This is a genomic window from Kitasatospora nipponensis, from assembly GCF_039528135.1.
GTDB lineage: Bacteria > Actinomycetota > Actinomycetes > Streptomycetales > Streptomycetaceae > Kitasatospora > Kitasatospora nipponensis.
This window is the reverse complement of the sequence record NZ_BAAALF010000040.1, coordinates 36251-52483: the sequence shown is the minus strand read 5'-3', so window position 1 is coordinate 52483 and position 16233 is coordinate 36251. Positions and strand designations below refer to the sequence as shown.

Annotated in this window: 14 protein-coding genes; 2 read left to right on the top strand and 12 right to left on the bottom strand. The window is 73.0% G+C overall.

Annotation, left to right across the window (positions count from 1 at the left end):
• The 3 genes from ABD323_RS14405 to ABD323_RS14395 form a co-directional block, all read right to left on the bottom strand.
• The coding region (locus ABD323_RS14405; RefSeq protein ID WP_344441905.1) for an RICIN domain-containing protein at positions 1–2773 on the bottom strand (2773 nt) is incomplete at its 3' end.
• A 388-nt stretch (positions 2774–3161) separates the two neighbouring features.
• Positions 3162–4355 carry an SCO2583/SCO2584 N-terminal domain-containing protein gene (locus ABD323_RS14400; RefSeq protein WP_344441903.1) on the bottom strand — a complete coding sequence of 398 codons (1194 nt, stop codon included), beginning with the start codon at positions 4353–4355 and terminating at the stop codon, positions 3162–3164.
• A 495-nt stretch (positions 4356–4850) separates the two neighbouring features.
• Positions 4851–5441 carry an SMI1/KNR4 family protein gene (locus ABD323_RS14395; protein WP_344441902.1) on the bottom strand — a complete coding sequence of 197 codons (591 nt, stop codon included), beginning with the start codon at positions 5439–5441 and terminating at the stop codon, positions 4851–4853.
• Positions 5442–6124: 683 nt separating this feature from the next.
• On the opposite strand from ABD323_RS14395, the gene ABD323_RS14390 reads away from it, so the two are divergent.
• Positions 6125–6643: a hypothetical protein gene (locus ABD323_RS14390; protein ID WP_344441901.1), complete on the top strand. Its 519-nt coding sequence runs from the start codon at positions 6125–6127 to the stop codon at positions 6641–6643.
• Between the two features lie 205 nt (positions 6644–6848).
• Here ABD323_RS14390 and ABD323_RS14385 read toward each other — a convergent pair whose 3' ends face one another.
• On the bottom strand, positions 6849–7679 hold the full coding sequence (locus ABD323_RS14385; RefSeq protein WP_344441899.1) for a MerR family transcriptional regulator: 831 nt from the start codon (positions 7677–7679) through the stop codon (positions 6849–6851).
• Positions 7680–7918: 239 nt separating this feature from the next.
• Between ABD323_RS14385 and ABD323_RS14380 the strand changes: the two genes are divergently transcribed.
• A complete protein-coding gene (locus ABD323_RS14380) occupies positions 7919–8236 on the top strand; it encodes a hypothetical protein (protein WP_344441898.1) in 318 nt (105 codons plus the stop codon).
• Positions 8237–8314: 78 nt separating this feature from the next.
• Here the strand turns inward: ABD323_RS14380 and ppnP are convergent, their stop codons facing one another.
• The 8 genes from ppnP to ABD323_RS14340 form a co-directional block, all read right to left on the bottom strand.
• Entirely contained in the window at positions 8315–8599 is a 285-nt protein-coding gene (gene ppnP, locus ABD323_RS14375) for a pyrimidine/purine nucleoside phosphorylase (RefSeq protein WP_344441897.1), read from the bottom strand.
• Between the two features lie 127 nt (positions 8600–8726).
• The gene (locus ABD323_RS14370) at positions 8727–9281 is read right to left on the bottom strand and encodes a hypothetical protein (protein WP_344441896.1); all 555 of its coding nucleotides are present in this window, start codon (positions 9279–9281) and stop codon (positions 8727–8729) included.
• A gap of 29 nt (positions 9282–9310) precedes the next feature.
• A complete protein-coding gene (locus ABD323_RS14365; RefSeq protein WP_344441895.1) occupies positions 9311–9766 on the bottom strand; it encodes a hypothetical protein in 456 nt (151 codons plus the stop codon).
• 278 nt (positions 9767–10044) lie between these two features.
• Positions 10045–12402, bottom strand: coding sequence for a DEAD/DEAH box helicase (locus tag ABD323_RS14360; protein WP_344441894.1), 2358 nt, complete (start codon positions 12400–12402; stop codon positions 10045–10047).
• Between the two features lie 43 nt (positions 12403–12445).
• On the bottom strand, positions 12446–12880 hold the full coding sequence (locus ABD323_RS14355; protein WP_344441893.1) for a hypothetical protein: 435 nt from the start codon (positions 12878–12880) through the stop codon (positions 12446–12448).
• Positions 12877–13584, bottom strand: a complete 708-nt coding sequence (locus ABD323_RS14350; protein WP_344441891.1) for a helix-turn-helix domain containing protein — start codon at positions 13582–13584, stop codon at positions 12877–12879. The genes ABD323_RS14355 and ABD323_RS14350 overlap by 4 nt, the downstream gene beginning before the upstream one ends.
• Positions 13581–15791: a hypothetical protein gene (locus ABD323_RS14345; RefSeq protein ID WP_344441890.1), complete on the bottom strand. Its 2211-nt coding sequence runs from the start codon at positions 15789–15791 to the stop codon at positions 13581–13583. The genes ABD323_RS14350 and ABD323_RS14345 overlap by 4 nt, the downstream gene beginning before the upstream one ends.
• A gap of 7 nt (positions 15792–15798) precedes the next feature.
• Positions 15799–16122, bottom strand: a complete 324-nt coding sequence (locus ABD323_RS14340; protein ID WP_344441888.1) for a helix-turn-helix transcriptional regulator — start codon at positions 16120–16122, stop codon at positions 15799–15801.
• Positions 16123–16233: the final 111 nt, after the last annotated feature.

Here is a 16233-nt window from a genome sequence, read left to right as displayed (position 1 = left end):
TCGAGGCCGCCGTGCGGGCCGCCACCGAGTTGGGGGTCCCGGCCGCCGCTGCCGCGCCCGCCTCCGCCGCGGCGGCGTCGGGGTCGCCGGTGTCGCTGGTCTTCTCCGCGGTCAGTGCCTTGCCGCGCGCGGTGTTCGCCGTGGACTCGGCCTGCTGGGCGGAGCTCTCGTTGGCCGCGGCCGTGGCCGCCGCCGAGTTGGGGCTGTCGCGGAACTGCTGGGCGGTGGCCGCCTGCTGCTGCGCCGCCGCCTCGGCCGCCTGGGCCTTGGCGCGCTGGGTTTCCGCGGTGGCACGGGCGTTCGCGGCGTTCTGGCGTTCCTGAGCCGCCGTCAGGGCGTCCTGGTGGGCGGCGGCGGCAGAGGTCACCGCGTTGGCCTCGGCCTGCTGGGCCTTGACCTTGGCGGCGGCCGCCTTCTGCGCCGCCGTGGCGGCGGCGGTTGCCTGGTCGGCGGCCGAACTCGCCAGCGAGGCAGCCCACTTGGCGTCCCCCTGGGCCGACTCGCGGAGGAACTGCGCGCGCGCCGCGTGTGCCTGGGCACTCGCGGTGGCGAACAGCGTCGCGCTGTCCGTCAAGGTGGCGTTGGTGGCGGCCAGCGCCGTCTGGATCGAGTTCGAAACCGCTTGCGCGGCCGAGGCCGCCGCCTTGGTGACCTGCGCCGACTGCTGGGCGTAGAGCAGGCCGCGGCCCTGCGGCGTGCCGTTGGCCTTGGCGACGGCGGTGGCGGCGTCCTGCGAGGCACCCGCCTTGGCGGCGGCGTCCTGCGCCTGCCCGGCCGCCATCTTGGCAGCCTCGGCGAGGCCGGCCACCCGGGCCTTGATGATGCCCAGGTCACCCGGGATCCGCGACACGTCCGCGCTCCAGGACGGGTCCGAGCGGTACTGCTGGGCCCACAGCAGCTTGCCCGCGTACCAGGCGTAGCTCAGCGCGTCGTTCATCGCCTCCGAGCTGGCACGCAGCGACTCGAGGCCCTGGATCTCGTCGGTGAGGATGTCCGCGCGCTGCTGCGCCTGGGAGTTGAGCTCCGTCTGGTACTCCGCCCAGGCGGTCTCCTCCACGTCGAGCAGCACGCCGTTGATGTCCGGCGGACTGGTCGGGTCGCCGCCGGCCCAGCGGGACTTGACGGCCTCGACCTCGACCCGGAACTCGGGCGAGCCCTTGGCGGGCGCGACCGTCGGGTAGCCGTTGTACTGGATGAAGCGCCGGACGTCGTCCGCCGAGCCGCGGTTGGTGTTGTACTGGTAGATGTCCCAGAGCCAGGCGGAACCCGGGTCCTTGAGACCGTTCTCCTTGGCGATCGCGGTCACCTTGTCCTGCGCGGCCTGGTTGGCGTGCGTGACCGCCGGACCGAAGGCCGCGAGGTCGACGATCCGCCAGTAACTGGACTCGGAGGACATGTAGTTGACGACCTGGCCGACGGGGGTCGGCTCCTGGTCGTAGATCGACAGGTTGTCCAGGAAGTGCCGCCGGCCCGCGGAGCGCTCGGAGCGGTTCTGGTCGGCGATCTTGAGCGCCGCGACGTCCTGGCCGAACGGAGGGGCCGGGCCGTCCTTCAGCCCGCCGGCCCGCCAGCCGTTGTAGGTGGTGAGCAGGTCGGCGAAGTTGCCGGCCAGCGCGGTGCCGGCCTGGGCCTTGATCACGGCGCCGCCACCGTGCATGACCGAGGCCGTCCAGGCCTGGGCCTGGCGCATCGACTGCGCGGTCTTCAGGGCATCGCGGCGCGCGGAGATCTCACCCGACGCGGGCGCGTAGAGCGCCGACGTCGCGGCCACCGGGCCGACGATCGACGGGTGCGGGTACTGCGGTGCGTTCCAGACCTGGGCGCCGGAGTTGTTGCAGTCCCAGAGCTGCAGCTGGGTACCGTCGGTGGTGGAGGACTGCGGGACGTCCAGGCAGCGGCCGGAGACGGGGTTCTGCAGCGTGGTCCGGTTGGCGGTGTCCAGCCGGACGATCCACTGCTGGTTCAACCCGCCGTTGCACTGCCAGAGCTGCACCTTGCTGCCGTTCGGGGTACCGGCGCCGTCCAGGCACTGCAGACCGTGGGTGAGCGTGCCGTTCGGCCGCAGGGCCCACTTCTGGTTGTCGGTGGTACTGCACTTCCAGGTCTGGACCTTGGCACCGTTGGTCATGACGCCGTTGTCGTCGTCCACGCACTTGTTCAGCAGCGGATTGGCGATCTGCCCGACGGGCGGCAGCGGCGCCGACGGCGGCGCGAACCACTGTGCCGGGCCGCCGTTGCAGGGCCAGAGCTGCAACTGGACGCGGTCGTCGGTGGAAGCATTGGGGACGTCCAGGCAGCGCGAGCTGTTGGGGTTGAAGAACCGTGTGGTGCCGTTCGGCGCGAACTGCACGACCCACTGCTGGTTCTTGCCGCCGTCGCACTTCCAGAGGTCGATCTTGGTGCCGTTGGTGACGGTCGTCGGCCCGCCGACGATGTCCAGGCACTGCCCCGGCGCGTTGTCCAGCGTGATCGATCCGGTGAAGCCCAGATCGTAGATGTAGTCCTCGCCGGGGTGGAAGCTCCAGTTCTGGTTGGTCGCCCCGTTGCACGTGTACGAGACCACCGACGAACCGTTGTCGGTCTTGTAACTGTAGTCGTCCATGCACTTGTTGAGGCCGACGTTGTGCACGACCCCGCTGGCCTGGGCGTTGAGGTTGTAGACGCCGGCCAGCCCGGTGTTCCCGAGGTTCCAGGCCGGCACGGCCGCTGCCGCCGCCCCCGCCGTCCCGAGCACCATGACGGCCGTGACCAGCGCGGCAATCAGTCCCGACAACCCCCGTCGGGTGGTTCTTGTTCCGTGATGCATGTGATCCTGACTCGTTGCCATCGATCCCCCGCTGACGTCCTGCTGACGATCAGTCTCAGATCGAGGCGCATCATAGAGGGGGCCCGAACTATTAGCCACCAAATATGTTTGAGGCCCGGTCAGGGAACCAACGCGGAGACCGGACCCCAACCGCCGGGCAACGACGGCCGGCCCCGCGCCGGAGCCGGCGATGCCTGCCGACGGATCAGGGCCAGGGGCGGGTTCAGGGCCAGGGGCGGGGTCAGGGGCGGGGCAGAGCGGCGAGTTCGGCTTCGGCAGCGACGGTGCGGGGGTGGTGCGGGCCGTAGTGGTCGCGCCAGGTGGTGGCGCAGGGCCGCCGCGCGGGCTCGATCGCTCAGTTCCGCGAGTCGCCCAGGCAGTCCCCGGATCCCGCGATCGGTGTGTCGCGGTCGTAGGGGTCGATGATGCCGGTTGAGGCGGGCGGCCCCTGAACGGGGGCGCCGGGGAAGGCCGGCCGGAAGAACCCCGTGCTGGGCCCGCAGGAGGTGTCGCCGACGGAGCTGGGGTAGTCCCGGATGGTCAGGGTGCCGGGCGTGATCATGAACTGCCCGGGGTCGGGGACGTCGAAGACGATGGCCCGTCGCACGATGGTGCGCTTGACGACGTCCGGCGGGACCACGTCACCGGCCGGACGTACCCGGGCCACGCTCTCGGCGCTCGGGGCACCGCCGGGACGCGGCGGTGCGGCGGGCGGGAGCGAGGCGTTGCCCGCCAGCGGTCCCGGACGCAGGGCGTAGACGAAGGTGTAGTCCGTACGGATCCGCAGTCCGTTGCGGCCGTCGCCGCCCACGTTCATGGCGCCCTTGACCTTGACCACCGAGCCGACCATGACGGCCTGACGGGGGTCGAAGCGGCTGAACAACCCGAGCGGGTCGTCGACGTCGGAGGGGTGCTCGAGCGAGCGGTCGAGGAACTTTCGCATGGTCCCGGGCGGGGTGCCCTCGATCGGATCGACCAGGGAGATCGCCTGGTCCGGGTAGCCGCCCGCGATCACGTTCGGGTCGAGGTTGGCCGCGACCAGGAAGTCCTTGACCCGCTGCAGGTCCTGGGCGACCTGGGCACCGCTGTAGGCCCCCACGGGTTGAGCTGCGGGCAGGACGATGCCGCCTGCGTTGTCGGACCAGTCGGCGGCGGGCGACCCCTGGAAAGGGTGCTGGATCGTGGGATCGGCCGTCGTGGCGGGCGGATCCGCGCGGGACGTGTGGAGCAGGCCCCGGCTGGGATCGAGGAAGGCCAGCGCCAACACCACCACGACCACCGCCGCCAAGACCAGCGGCACCGTTCGCCACCACTCGGACCCACTCCGAGCCGCGGCCGGCACCGGTTCCAGGACCCAGCGACGGCCGCCCGGATCCACCGGCGGGTCGTGCCGCCACCGCGCGGAGAGCACCCGGGTGCGCGCAGCGGGCTCCTTGACGACCGCGCCGCGGATGAAGTCCTCATCCAGGACGATGCCGTCGAAGGGGTCGGGCCCGGCCGGCACAGGGTCATCGGCGGGACGCGACTGCGGATCTTCGGCTATCGGCACCGCGCCAGTATGCCAACGCCTCCGAGCCGTCGAACCCGCGGGTGGATCAGGCTCGGCACTGATCGGTGGCACCGAGCGGGAGGTGGCCAATCCTCAGCCCGCCGACAAGCCCCACCCACCACCGAGCCACCGACCTGCCAACCTGCCGACGCCGACCCGCCGACCCGCCGGCCCGCCGCAGGGCGGCTCCTGACGGCACCGCAGAATCGGCGCCCCGTCCCGAGTGCTCGGCGCACACACCCCGCCAACCCAGCGAGCAGGCCGACAGCACCCCCGGCCGCGCCCCAGGGCCGCCTGACCGCGGCGAACGCGAAGCTCGCCCGGCTCGACAAACCCATCGCCCGCCGCACCGCCACGGTCAACCTCGGTGTGCCCGCCTTCCGTGACGCTGCCGGACGTCACGCCACGACCGAACGCGCCCCGAGAGAGCTCGATGCATCGCAGCAGAGCACGACAGACCGATGAAGCCCTTCGTCGCGCGGCCGGCGCGAAGGATCAGAACGGCTCGAAGCTCGGGGCGACCGGGCCGATCTCACCGAGATCCGCCAGGTCGTCGAGGTCCTCCGGCTCAAGGAACTCCAGGGCATCCGGATCGACGCCGTGCTGCGGATCCACATCGCCCAGGCGCTCGACGAAGGCGAGCACGAAGTCGGTGAATGGTCCGTCGAAGAGCTCGGGGTCCGTCCCGTTGATATTCGTGACGATCTTCCAGCGGTCCGGGTCCGGGTCGCACGGCCACAAGAAGTGCTCGTCGCCGGAGTGGTCGTATCCCCAGGAGATGAGGCCGCCCGGGTCAGGGTGGAATCGGAACGGGTACTCGTCCGAGTCACGCCGCCATGACTGGCCGAAAGATTCGTGGATCTTCCGCATCCGGTCCAGCAGCGGGCTGGTCCCCCGAGGGTGGAAGACCACGAGTTCTCCGCAGATCGTGCCGGTGCCGTAGGTGTCAAGGAATGCCTTGAAGTCGCGGGGCAGCGCCGAGCCGACGTAGTCCTCAACCGCGGCCCAGTCGTCGCAGGATGCGTCTCGGATCGGTGGCGGGCCGAGCAGTTGCACCAGGTCATTCAATTCCCGCCACACGCCCACCTGCTTGATCGTCGGTTGTCGGCGGTCAACCTACTCAGACGCGGCTGCGGAGATCAAGGGCAGCCTCGTCGGCACGGGCCCTGCCCTGGACGGCTGACCAGCCGGCACTCTCCTCGCGCCCTCCACGCCGGCGGCGGTCACGTCGCGACGTCAGCATCCTCCGGTGTTGGCGGATGGAGGTCGAGAACCACATCGATTCCCAGCGCGCCGACCTCGACGAGCAGGCGAGCCGGCAGGACGCAGCCCCCTTGGTGATCTTCAGGATGCGAGCAGTACGGCTTTTCGGATCGCGGCCACCGGCTCCGGCCTGGGCGGCGCGGGCAGCACCTCCCACCGCCGCCGAGTGACCCGCGCAGAAGGAATTCCGCCGTTGTCCGGCAGCGTTGCCGGAGCCCGCCGTCGCGGTTCCGCAGGGCGCTGAGGTCGGCGGGCCGGTGGCCGGAGAGTTTGTGGGTGCGGTATTTCAGCTGACGATCGACGGGTTCCGGACAGCTGGGATGGGCCGGGTACACGAAGGACGCGGCGCGCCCGTAGTCTCCCGACGGGCCGTTGCGGCACGGCCGTGCCACCGCGACCCAGCGGACCACCAACGTCCCTTCTGTCAAACCGAGTTCAGCGCACTGACTCCCTCGCACCGAGCACTGCCCGCACGTCGACCACCCATCGACCCGAAAGGCACACCGATGCGTCTTCGCCCCCGCCCCCGCCGGCTGCTCAGCGCGGCGCTCGCCACCGCCGCGACCGTGGCCGCCCTGCTCACCCCCACCGCCGCCGGTGTCGCCGCCGCGGCGCCCGCGCGCCCGAACGACGCCTGGGTGCCGTGCACCGCGGCCTCGCCCGTGAACGTGGTCTTCACCGGCGGCTTCAGCTTCATCAACGGCATGCGCTTCTGCGTCGGCGCCTACCAGCTGGTCATGCAGCATGACGGCAACATGGTGATCTACGGCAACACCGGCGTGGCGCTGTGGGACACCCAGACCGAGGGCTTCCCGGGCGACCACGCGATCATGCAGAGCGACGGCAACCTGGTGGTCTACCAGGGCACCCAGTGGCTGTGGAACTCGCGCACCGGCGGCCGTCCCGGCGCCTACCTGTGCTTCCAGACCGACGGCAACCTGGTCGTCTACGGCCCGCCGGAGATGACTCCCACCGACAACTGCGACCCGCGCAACAGCCCCGCCCTCTGGGCCAGCAAGACCTGAGCCCGGCACGGGCCGCGGCGGCACGCCGGGAACCGGGCGGGAGCGCGGGGTGTCGTGGAGGTGACGGCGGCCCGCCGCGTGCGAGGTCGGGGTCGGCACCGTGCCGGCACCCCTGGGCCGACCTGGCGAGACCGTGGCGGCGTGGGGGCGGCCGGGCGCTCTCGTTCGGGTCGTCCGGCCGGCGGGCGACTCGAGGGGGAGGCACCTACGCGCCGGAGCGCGGGCGGAACGGTACGGCGACGTCCGCCACGTGCTCGCCCGGCTCGGCGGTGGCCCAGTTCGGGTAGTACACCTCCCGGTTGGGGCCGCCGCGGGCGTGCCCGTGCTCGGCGAGCCAGGCGCCGACTGCGTCGTGGGCGCCGGCCATCGCCGGGTAGCCCTCGTGCCGCTTCGTCAGCGCGGTGTACGCCTCACGGTGGGCGGGCTCGATGCGCAGCCCGATCCGCTCCGCCGGTTCGACCGCGTTCAGCGTCGGGGCGCAGACCTCGACCAGGCCCTCGGAGTCCTCGCTCACCAGGCCGTGGTAGACGGCGAAGACCGGTCCGGACAGGCACGCCCCCGCCTGTCGCAGGTGGGAGAAGAGCAGCTCGCCGGCCTGCGCGAGGAATCCGGGCAGGTCAGCGGCGGTCACGTGGCGCCGGGTGAACAGCACCTTCTGCGCGGGTACGTCACGTTCGGCGATCTCGTACATGGTCGAGCCCCTTCCACTCAGAACGTCTCGGGCGTAGTCCACCGCGTCCCGGCGGGACGCGTGCGCGCGCTCCTGCTCTTGCCAGTACGCCTCGACCAGCCCGGCCGACACCTCACCACTCGCATCGAGCACCACCGCGATCCGCGCCAGCGGCATGCCGGTGGCGCGCAGCAGTGCGATGCGGCGGGCCCGTTCGACCTGGGCGAGGCCGTAGCGGCGGAACCCGGTCCGCGGATCGACCCGGGCGGGCGGCAGCAGCCCCCGGTCGCCGTAGAGCCGCAGGGCCTTGGGGCTCAGCCTGGTCCTGGCCGCGAGCTCCCCGATGGTGATCAAGTCCTCTTGCACGGGGCCACTGTGCCCTCTGCCCCTGGGGCAGAGGCAAGCCGGGCCGAACGGCAGCCGCGCACAGCCGCCGCGCCCTCCCCGACAGCACCCCACGGCGTCGGGGTGCACCCGCGAACCGTCCTCGGCGTCGGGACGGGGACCGTGCGCCAGGTGCGCGCCTACCGCGATCGCGTCGGACCAGGACCTAGCGTGGTCGGCAATCAGATCGGGAACGACCCATCCCAGCGAGGAGTGACACGATGACCCAGGTGCAGGCCCGCCGCTCGACCATGCGGCCGGAGGACATGCAGCGTGTGGACCGTCTCTCGGAGGAGGTCCGCGGACGTCTGTACGAGATCGCGCTGATCGTTTCGCGGACCGTCGGCGTGCAGGCCCCGACCGGCCACGTCGAGAAGTTCGTGCCCCGCGAGGCGGTACCTCTGACGGGCCGACACGCCGATGCCGACGCCGGTGGCGGTGACTGGGTGGAGATCGGCGAGGTGGACGGCACCGAGTACTGCTACGGCGAGATCGGTGGGCAGGCGTTCGCCGAGAGCCCCTGCGGCGCGGCACAGTGACCCCGGTTCGCCCCGCGGCCCCGCCCCGCGCTTGACGGACCGACCCGTCCGCACCCCCCAAGCCGGGCGGCAGCGCGGTCAGTCGCGGTATTCGCAGAGGTAGGCGGTCTCGACCGCGGTCCTGACCTGGAACCTGCTGTCGGCCGGGACATCGAACCGCTCGCCGGCCTTGAAGGTCTCCCACTGGTCGGAACCGGGCAGCTTGACGGTCAGGACGCCGGAGACCACCTGCATGATCTCCCGCTTCGCGGTGCCGAACTCGTACTCGCCCGGCGCCATGGCGCCAACGGTCGCCGGTCCTTCCTGCGCGGTGAAGGCGATCGACTTGACCGCGCCGTCGAAGTACTCGTTGACCTTGAACATGGGCGTCCTCCCGGGAGCCGAGCAGAGAAGGGCGGCCCGCACGTCGCGGGCCGACCCTCGGTGGGGGAAGGCTACCGGGGCCCGAACGCCGGCCGGCCGGCCGGGCGGCCGGTCCTCCACCATCGCCTCAGCCGGTGATCGGCAGGCCGCCCAGCCGCCGGACGGCAGCGCCCAGCCGCTCCACCGTGGTCCCCATCAACAGCGGCTCCACCACGATCGGACTGCCGTACTTCCCGATCAACCGGTCGGCGCGCGCCCGCGGCCGTGACAGCGGCCAGGAGACGGGCATCGCCGGCAGCACGACACCGGGGCGCGGGACGAAGACCAGCGCCTGCCGCGGGAGCTTCGCCGACAGCAGCACCAGCCGGACCTCGCTCAGGTCGGACCACGGCACGGTCTCGTGGCCGCGCACGGTCACCCCCGAGGTGTCCAGCCGCAACCGCCAGCCGGCCGCCCGCCTGCGGACCAGTGCCACCAGCCACAGCACGAGCAGCATGACGAGCAGCCCGAGGTCGACCAAGCCGACGACGAACAGGAGCCGCCCTCCCGGCCCGGCGCCTTGGAGAGCGGCGCGCAGGACGCCGAGCCCCGCCACCGGCAGCACGATCAGGAACGACAGGCTGGTGGAGGGCCGCAGCTCCACCGGGGACAGGTCCGCCCTGGCCGCATCCATCGGTTGCATGCACGCAACCTAGCGCCCTCCCCCGGGCGCTACGACGCGGGGACCGGCAGCAGCAGGCCGCCGTCGAGGCGGTCCTGCAGGTACCGGCCGTGCGCGGTGCACACGACCACCGTCCCGCCCATGGCGTCCATCGCCACGAAGGCCGCCGGTTCCCCGCACGGACCCTGCGGCCGGTCCCAGCCGGTCCCACACCGCCGGCACCAGGAGTGGCCCTCCTGCGGCCGCAGGGCCTGTTCGCAGCGCGGGCAGATCCCCCACCACGTCGTACAGGGCCCCGCCCACCGGGCGGCCCGCACCCCGGCCAGCCTCTCGGCCGCCGCGGCGATCCGCCGCGCCGCCAGGGCGAGAGCGTCCTCCACCCCACCGGGCCACGCCCCTCGCACCGCACGCGGCAGGTCCGACTGCCGCTCCAGCCGGGCCCGCATCGCGGCGACGTCCCGCGCCAACGCGTCGGCACGCTCCTGAAGATCCCGCAGCTCCACCACGGTCGGCTCACCACCGCCCCCACCTGGGCAGGCATCCGCGAACACGGCCATCACCCCCGACATGACACCGTCTCGCGACGGCCACCCACAGAAAACATCGTGATCAAACCATGACTCGTGCGGGCCGACAAGAGACCGCCGTCACCCCGCCCCGCACCACCGCCCTGCCAGTCGCCCACCGCACCCGCCCACACCCCGAGCCGCCCGGCCAGGCACCCCCGAGGGCCGGCGAGGGTGCGGATGGCGGGTGCGGGTGCGGATGGCGGGTGCGGGGCGGGTCAGCCGGTGACGGTCTCGGCATGCCGGTGGAGCGCGTCCAGGAGCGCGGTCTGCTGCTCGGTCAGCTTCCCCTCAGTACGGGCCCCCGCCTGCTTGCGCAGCCAGCTGCCGGGCCGGAACGTGGGGTCCTCGCCCAGGCCGGTGCGGTTGGCCGGGCCGTCCAGGGTGCCGCCGGCGGCGAGGTAGGCCAGCAGGCGGCGGTAGGAGCGGTTCCAGTCCGGCTCCAGGCGCCACAGCTCGTCCAGCGCGTCGAGCTTGGCCACCTGGTCGGTGGTGAGGCCCGCGGCCTTGCGCTGGCGACGCATCCACGCACCCACCGCGTACGCGTCCAGCTTCGCGGTCGCGGGGATCGCGAGGTGGCCGTGCCGGCGGTGGAACGCGGCGGCGTACGCGAGGCCGCGTTCCCAGGCGTTGGCGTTCTTCGACCAGATCATGCCGAGCGCGTCCAACTCCGAGACGCGGGCGGGGTCGAGCAGGTGCTGGCCGTGGAGGTGGCGCTGGCGGGCGAGCCAGGAGATCAGCTCCGGGTCCGTCGTCCTGTCGGTGGGGTCGAGGTGGCCGTGCCGGAGGTGGAACACGGCGGCGACGGCGTGCATCCGCTGCCACTCGACCGCGCGCGGGTTGAACGCCCGCAACTTCACGGTCTGCAGGATCTGTGCGGCGTGCCGGCGGGCGTTGATCTTCAGCCACTCGGTCGGCGGGGCCGCCGGCGCCGCCGGCTGCTCGGCCTCCCCGGCCGCGCTCGCCCCGGCCGCGGCCGGCTCGGTCGTGGTGGTGTGCGCGGTGCCCTGGGAGCGGTGGGCGCGCAGCTCGGTGATCCGGCCCACCACCCGGGCGTCGTGCGCCGCCAGAGCGCGCAGGACCCGCCAGATCATGCGGAAGGGGGATGCTTCGATCTCGGTGTCGGCCGCGGCCTTCACGGCCTCGCCGGCGTCGTGGACCTCGGCCGGGTCCGCGGTGGCGGTGTCGTCGCCGACGGCGGGCGAGGGGAGGTGGACGGGGATGACGATCCAGGAGACCTTGCCCTGGCGGTGGGACTGGCGCAGCGCGCGGCCGACGGCCTGGACGATGTCGATGACGCTCGACTTCGGGTCGCCGAAGACGATGGAGTCCACGCTTCTGACGTCGATGCCCTCGGACAGGAGTCGGGCGTTGGCGAGGATGCCGCACTCCTCGCCGTCCTCGCCGGTGTGGGCCTTGAACTCGGCGAACGCGGCCCGGCGGTCCCTGAGGCGGTCGGTGCCGGCCACCGCCTTCGCCCAGATCCGCTCCGGGCGGTCCTCGTCGGGCAGCAGCTCGGCGGTGGCGGCCATGGTCGACGCGAACGCGCGGGCGGCGGCGACCCGGGAGTGGAAGGTGATGACGCGGCGCAGGCCGAGGTCGGCGATGGCGCGCAGCACGGCGATCTGCAGCGCCAGGCGCAGCAGTTCCTCGTTGCTGCGCTGGGAGCGCAGGTCCGCGACGGCGGGGAGGTTGAGCAGGTCGCGCAGGTCCTCGTCCGTGACGACCGGCACCAGCACCCGGTAGTCGGCGAGGTAGCCGTGCTCGATGCCCTGGCCGAGCGTCCAGGTGAAGACGGTCTTGCCGTAGATCGTCTCGTCGTCCATGGAGCAGAGCGCGGGCAGCTTCTCCACGCCCTCGGTGTCGGCGTCGGTGAGGTCGGCCAGGCCGTCCTTGGCCCGCCGGTCGTCCGCGATCCGCGGGGTCGCGGTGAAGTACAGCCGGCGCCCGGCCGGGACCTGGGCGACGTCGTGCACCGCCGCCCACGCCTTGCCCTCGGCGCCGGCGGTGCGGTGTGCCTCGTCGATCACCACCAGGTCCCAGGCCGGCAGGCCGCACAGCCGGTGAGCTGCCACGATGCGCTCCAGCGAGGCGTAGGTGGCGTACACGGTGACCGGCTCGCCCGGCTTCTCCCGGGCGATGAGGTCGGCGATGCGGGCGGCCTGCGTGGTCACCCGGGCGTGGACGCGGCCGCCGGCCTCCGCGCTCTCCAACGCCTCCTCGCGCGAGCACGCCGCGATGGCCAACCCGCGGCGGCCTCCCTTCGTCGACCAGGCCTCGGCGGTCTGCTCCAGCAGCTCGATCGTCGGCACCAGCACCAACACCCGCCCCCTCGCCGCCAAGCGCCGGGCACAGCCCGCGGCGATCAGGGTCTTGCCCGACCCGGTCGCCGCGACCACCGTCGCCCGGCCGCCGTCCCGCACCTCGCGCACGGCGGCCGCCACCGCGTCCTTCTGGAACCGGTGCAACGGCAGCGGGTTCACCACGGTGTCGAACGGCCGCGCCGGGAGGGGAGGTGCGGCCTTAACGCGCAGCCCGGCCGGCACGTCCTGCCCAGCGGGGGTGGTGGTCTCCACGGCGGTGCTTCTCCTTCGTCGGCCGGGCGAGCCGAGGCTCGGTTCAGTCGGGGTAGGCGTAGCGGTTGAGGGCGTCGATCAGACTCTCGACCACGTCGCCGAACGGGGTGATCTCCCAGTCGGCATCGAAGCAGTCCTCGGTGAGGAGGACGTCGGCCAGAGCGTCGGTCAGCTCCTGGGCATCCGCTTCGGTGGGCGGTTCGGCCGGGTCGAGGACCACATCGCGAGCCCGGGCGGCGCGGCGCAGCAGCGCGAGTGTCTCGTCGGGGCCGGTGAACCAGGAGGGGCGGTGGGGATCGGGTGCGTGGGGGTCGCGGGTGGGCGTGGTGAGGAGCCGGCGGGCTGTGCCGGCCGAGATGCGCAGGTTCCAGGCGATCCGGCTGATCGTGTGGCCGCTGTCCCCCAGTTCGACGGCTTGGCGGCGCAGCTCTTCCCGCTCCTCGGTGCTGCGGCGGCGGGAGGCCTGTTCGGCGCTCACCGGCTCTCCTCGGGGATCCAACCGCGGACTTCGAGGTAGGCGATGTCGGCGTCCTCGACGGCGCGGCCGGTCTCCACCAGCCACTCGCGCATCGCCTCGGTGACGTCGCCGTGGTGGTCGGCGACGCGCCGGGACCACGCGGCGGCGTCGAAGCCGCCCGTGGAACTGGAGCCGTAGGTGCGCTCCTCGGTGCCGTCCGCGCGCGGGACGAACCCACGGCGCACCCCACCGGAGTCCTTCTCCGAACCTGCCGAGTACACGTACTGGTCGGCCTTCATCCGGACGGTGAAGGCGAGGCGGCCGCCGGCTCGGCCGGTGGCGTGCACGACCGGCGCGAGGTGGGCGGCGCCCGAGCGGATGGCCTGGCGGCCCGCGCGGCCGGCCATCGACTCGCCGGGCACACCGACGGTGTCCTTGCTCCGCACCCGCGCCTTCTGCCCGGTCTTGGTGCGGCGCCGGGTGGTGTTGGCCTCCGCGATGCCCGACAGCGCCTCGGTGTCGCGCTCACCGCCCCGTACCGCCCGCACCAGCTGGCGCAGCGCGCTGACCATGCTCGCGCCCTTGCCCTTGGTGAAGAACTGCGAGACGAGGGAGGCGTCGCGCCCCAGCATCGTGGCGACCTGCCGCTTGGTGTAGCCCTCGTCCAGGAGCTGCTGGGTGAGGCGGGCGGCCTCGTTCGGGTCGTTCCGGGTACCGGGGCTCACCGCTCACCTCCCCGGGCGAAGTGGGCGCGGCCGAGGTCGCGCAGGGCCAGCAGTTCGTCCAGCGTGGCCGGGGCGGGGACCGGTCCGGGCAGGTGTCCCTTCTTCAGGAACTCGCCGGGCTGGCCGTGGTAGGGCCAGGTGACGTCGGCGGTGGTGTAGATGGCGTCGGTGCGGAACGCCACGATGCTGGCAGGGGGCAGGTGCAGCGCGCCGACCATCACGTCGTCCTCGCGCATCCTCATGCTGAGCAGCGCGGTGCGGGCTCCCGACCAGACGCGGGCGGCCCACTCGGGGTGCGCGTTCGGGTCGCGCGAGAAGCCGGTCGAGCGCTGCCAGGTGACCAGCCGGTCGTCCTGGCCCAGGATCTCCACCCCGGCCGGTAGCGGCTCACCCACCGGTGTGGATCCGCCCACGGTGCGCGGGCGCTGCGCGAAGCCGCCGATCCCGAACAGCAGGATGCTGCGGACCGCGCGGGAGGCGAGGTAGGCGGCGGTGCGCTGCCGCTCGTCACCGTGCAGGGTCGAGAGGTTCGTCAGGTCCGCCCACGCGGCCTTGAGCCTCTTCGCCCAGTCGTCGAGCGGCTTGCCGTCCTCCCACACCAGACCGTCCAACACCTCGATCCGCCACGGCATCAGATGGTTGGTCAGCGCGAGGTGGACCTCCGCGCCCCCGGCCCAGGTGGTGAACGTGGCACCGCCGGTGGCCGGGTACTCCCACGCCCGCTCCCCCGGCACCGGGGCCGGCAGCAGCCCGACGTGCTCCCAGCCGGCGGGCACCGTCACGCGGACGTGCCAGTGCGAGCACGCCATCAGCGCCTTCGCCTGCGCGCCCTCGTCCATCGCGGCGAACGCGCGCGCGGTGACCCGACGCGGCGCGCCGACCCCGCTCTTCCACGTCTGCTTGCCGTACGCGAACGTGGCGTCGAACTCCACCAGCCCCGGCAACCGCTCCGGCACCCGCGGCGGCACCATCAGCTCACTGCGGCCCTGCCCGCCGGTGGCGTGCAGCAGAGCGCGCAGCTCCTCGCTCATGACCGGGTAGCCACCCGCCCACTTGCCCTTCGTGGGGATCGTGCGGGTCCACAGGTCCCGCCCGGTCTGCGAGGGGGAACCCATCAGCACGACGTCGTCCCAGTGCCGGCGCAGCGCCTGCCACAGCAGCCGGAACGCGTCCCGGCACAGGGCCGGATCGGCGCCGTCCGCATCGAACCACTCACCGACCCAGCGGATCTCCACCATGGCGCCGTCGGGAGCGGCGGCGGGGGCGTAGCGGCCCACCGGCTGACGCTGGTGCACGAAGTGCCCGGCCAGCTTGTCCCTGCCCCGGCCCGTCGCGGTCGTCCACCGCTGGGACGGGGTGTGCAGCCAGGCCGCGACGGCGTCCTTCAGCGTGGAGTACCGTTCGGCGCCCTCGTGCCAGGGCGCGCCGGCGGTGACGTAGACCCGCTCGGTGCCCGGCGCCGCCGCCAGCACGGCGTCCAGGATCTCCCCCGGCGACTTCGCACCCAGGTCCAGTCGCAGCGTGTACTCACGGGCCACCAGGTCGCCGGTGGCCGCGTCCAGGAACACCGTCACCCGGGGCTGCTGGACGAAGTTCGGCCGGGTCGACACCAGCCCGGACGTCACCGCGGCGAACCGGTCGCCCGCCGGCCCCTGCGGGATGTGCGGCAGCACCCGCACCTGCCCCTGCACCACCACCGGCGCAGCGGCGGACGAGTCGGCCTGTACGCCGGGTTCTGTCTCCCGGGCGGCCGGCGCGGTGGCGGCGGCCACCGCGGCTGCGGCGGGGGCGGCAGCGGCGTCGGGAGCAGGTACGGGGGGCTGCTCGACTGCGGCGGCGGGGCGCGTCGGCGCGGGGGCCACCGCGACGGCGGTCTCGACGGCCGGCGGGGTCTGGTCCGGGGGCGCCGGAGCGGGCACCGCGGCGGCGCCCCGGTCGTCGGCCCTGACGACGCGGGCGCCGGGCGGGGTCGGATCCAGCAGCGGGGCGATCCGCACCACGTCGCCGACCGACAGGCCGCCGGCCTTCGCGATGGCGTCCGCCTTCGCGCCCTCGTACGCGGCGAGTTCCATGACGCGGCGCCCGCGCTCCTGGCCGAGCCTGCCCAGCGCCCGCTGCGCGTCCGCGACGGCCTTCTCGGCCGCACCGATCTCGGCACGCAGCTCGCGCAGGGCGGCGAGCTTCGCGGTGTACGCCTTACGGTCCATCAGGGCTTCACTCCCCCGTCTCGGCGTCGACGTCGGCGGGCTTGGCGGTGCGCGCCAGCCTCAGCCAGCCATCGGGGCCTTCGGTGCCGTGGACCCCGGCGAGGCCGGCCAGCAACCAGGCATAGGCACCACGCCTGGGCGCACGGGGCTGGGCACTGCCGGCCTCCCACTTCACGAACGTCTCGCGACGAACCCCCAGCGCCGCGGCGACCTCCTCCTGCGTGAACCCGGCCGCCTCCCGCAGACGCCTGCGCTCGGCGGGCTCAGGCAGGTCCCCACCCCCCTGCGCCCGGGCGATCAGGGCATCGACCGCTGCGAAGACCTCAGACACCACACACCTCCTCGCCGGGAAGGTATCACAGGGAGCATCCCTCAACCGCACCCTGTTCCCCGCACCGACAGACACACTGAAACACTCTTCGAAACGGTCCCGGGAGGGAGC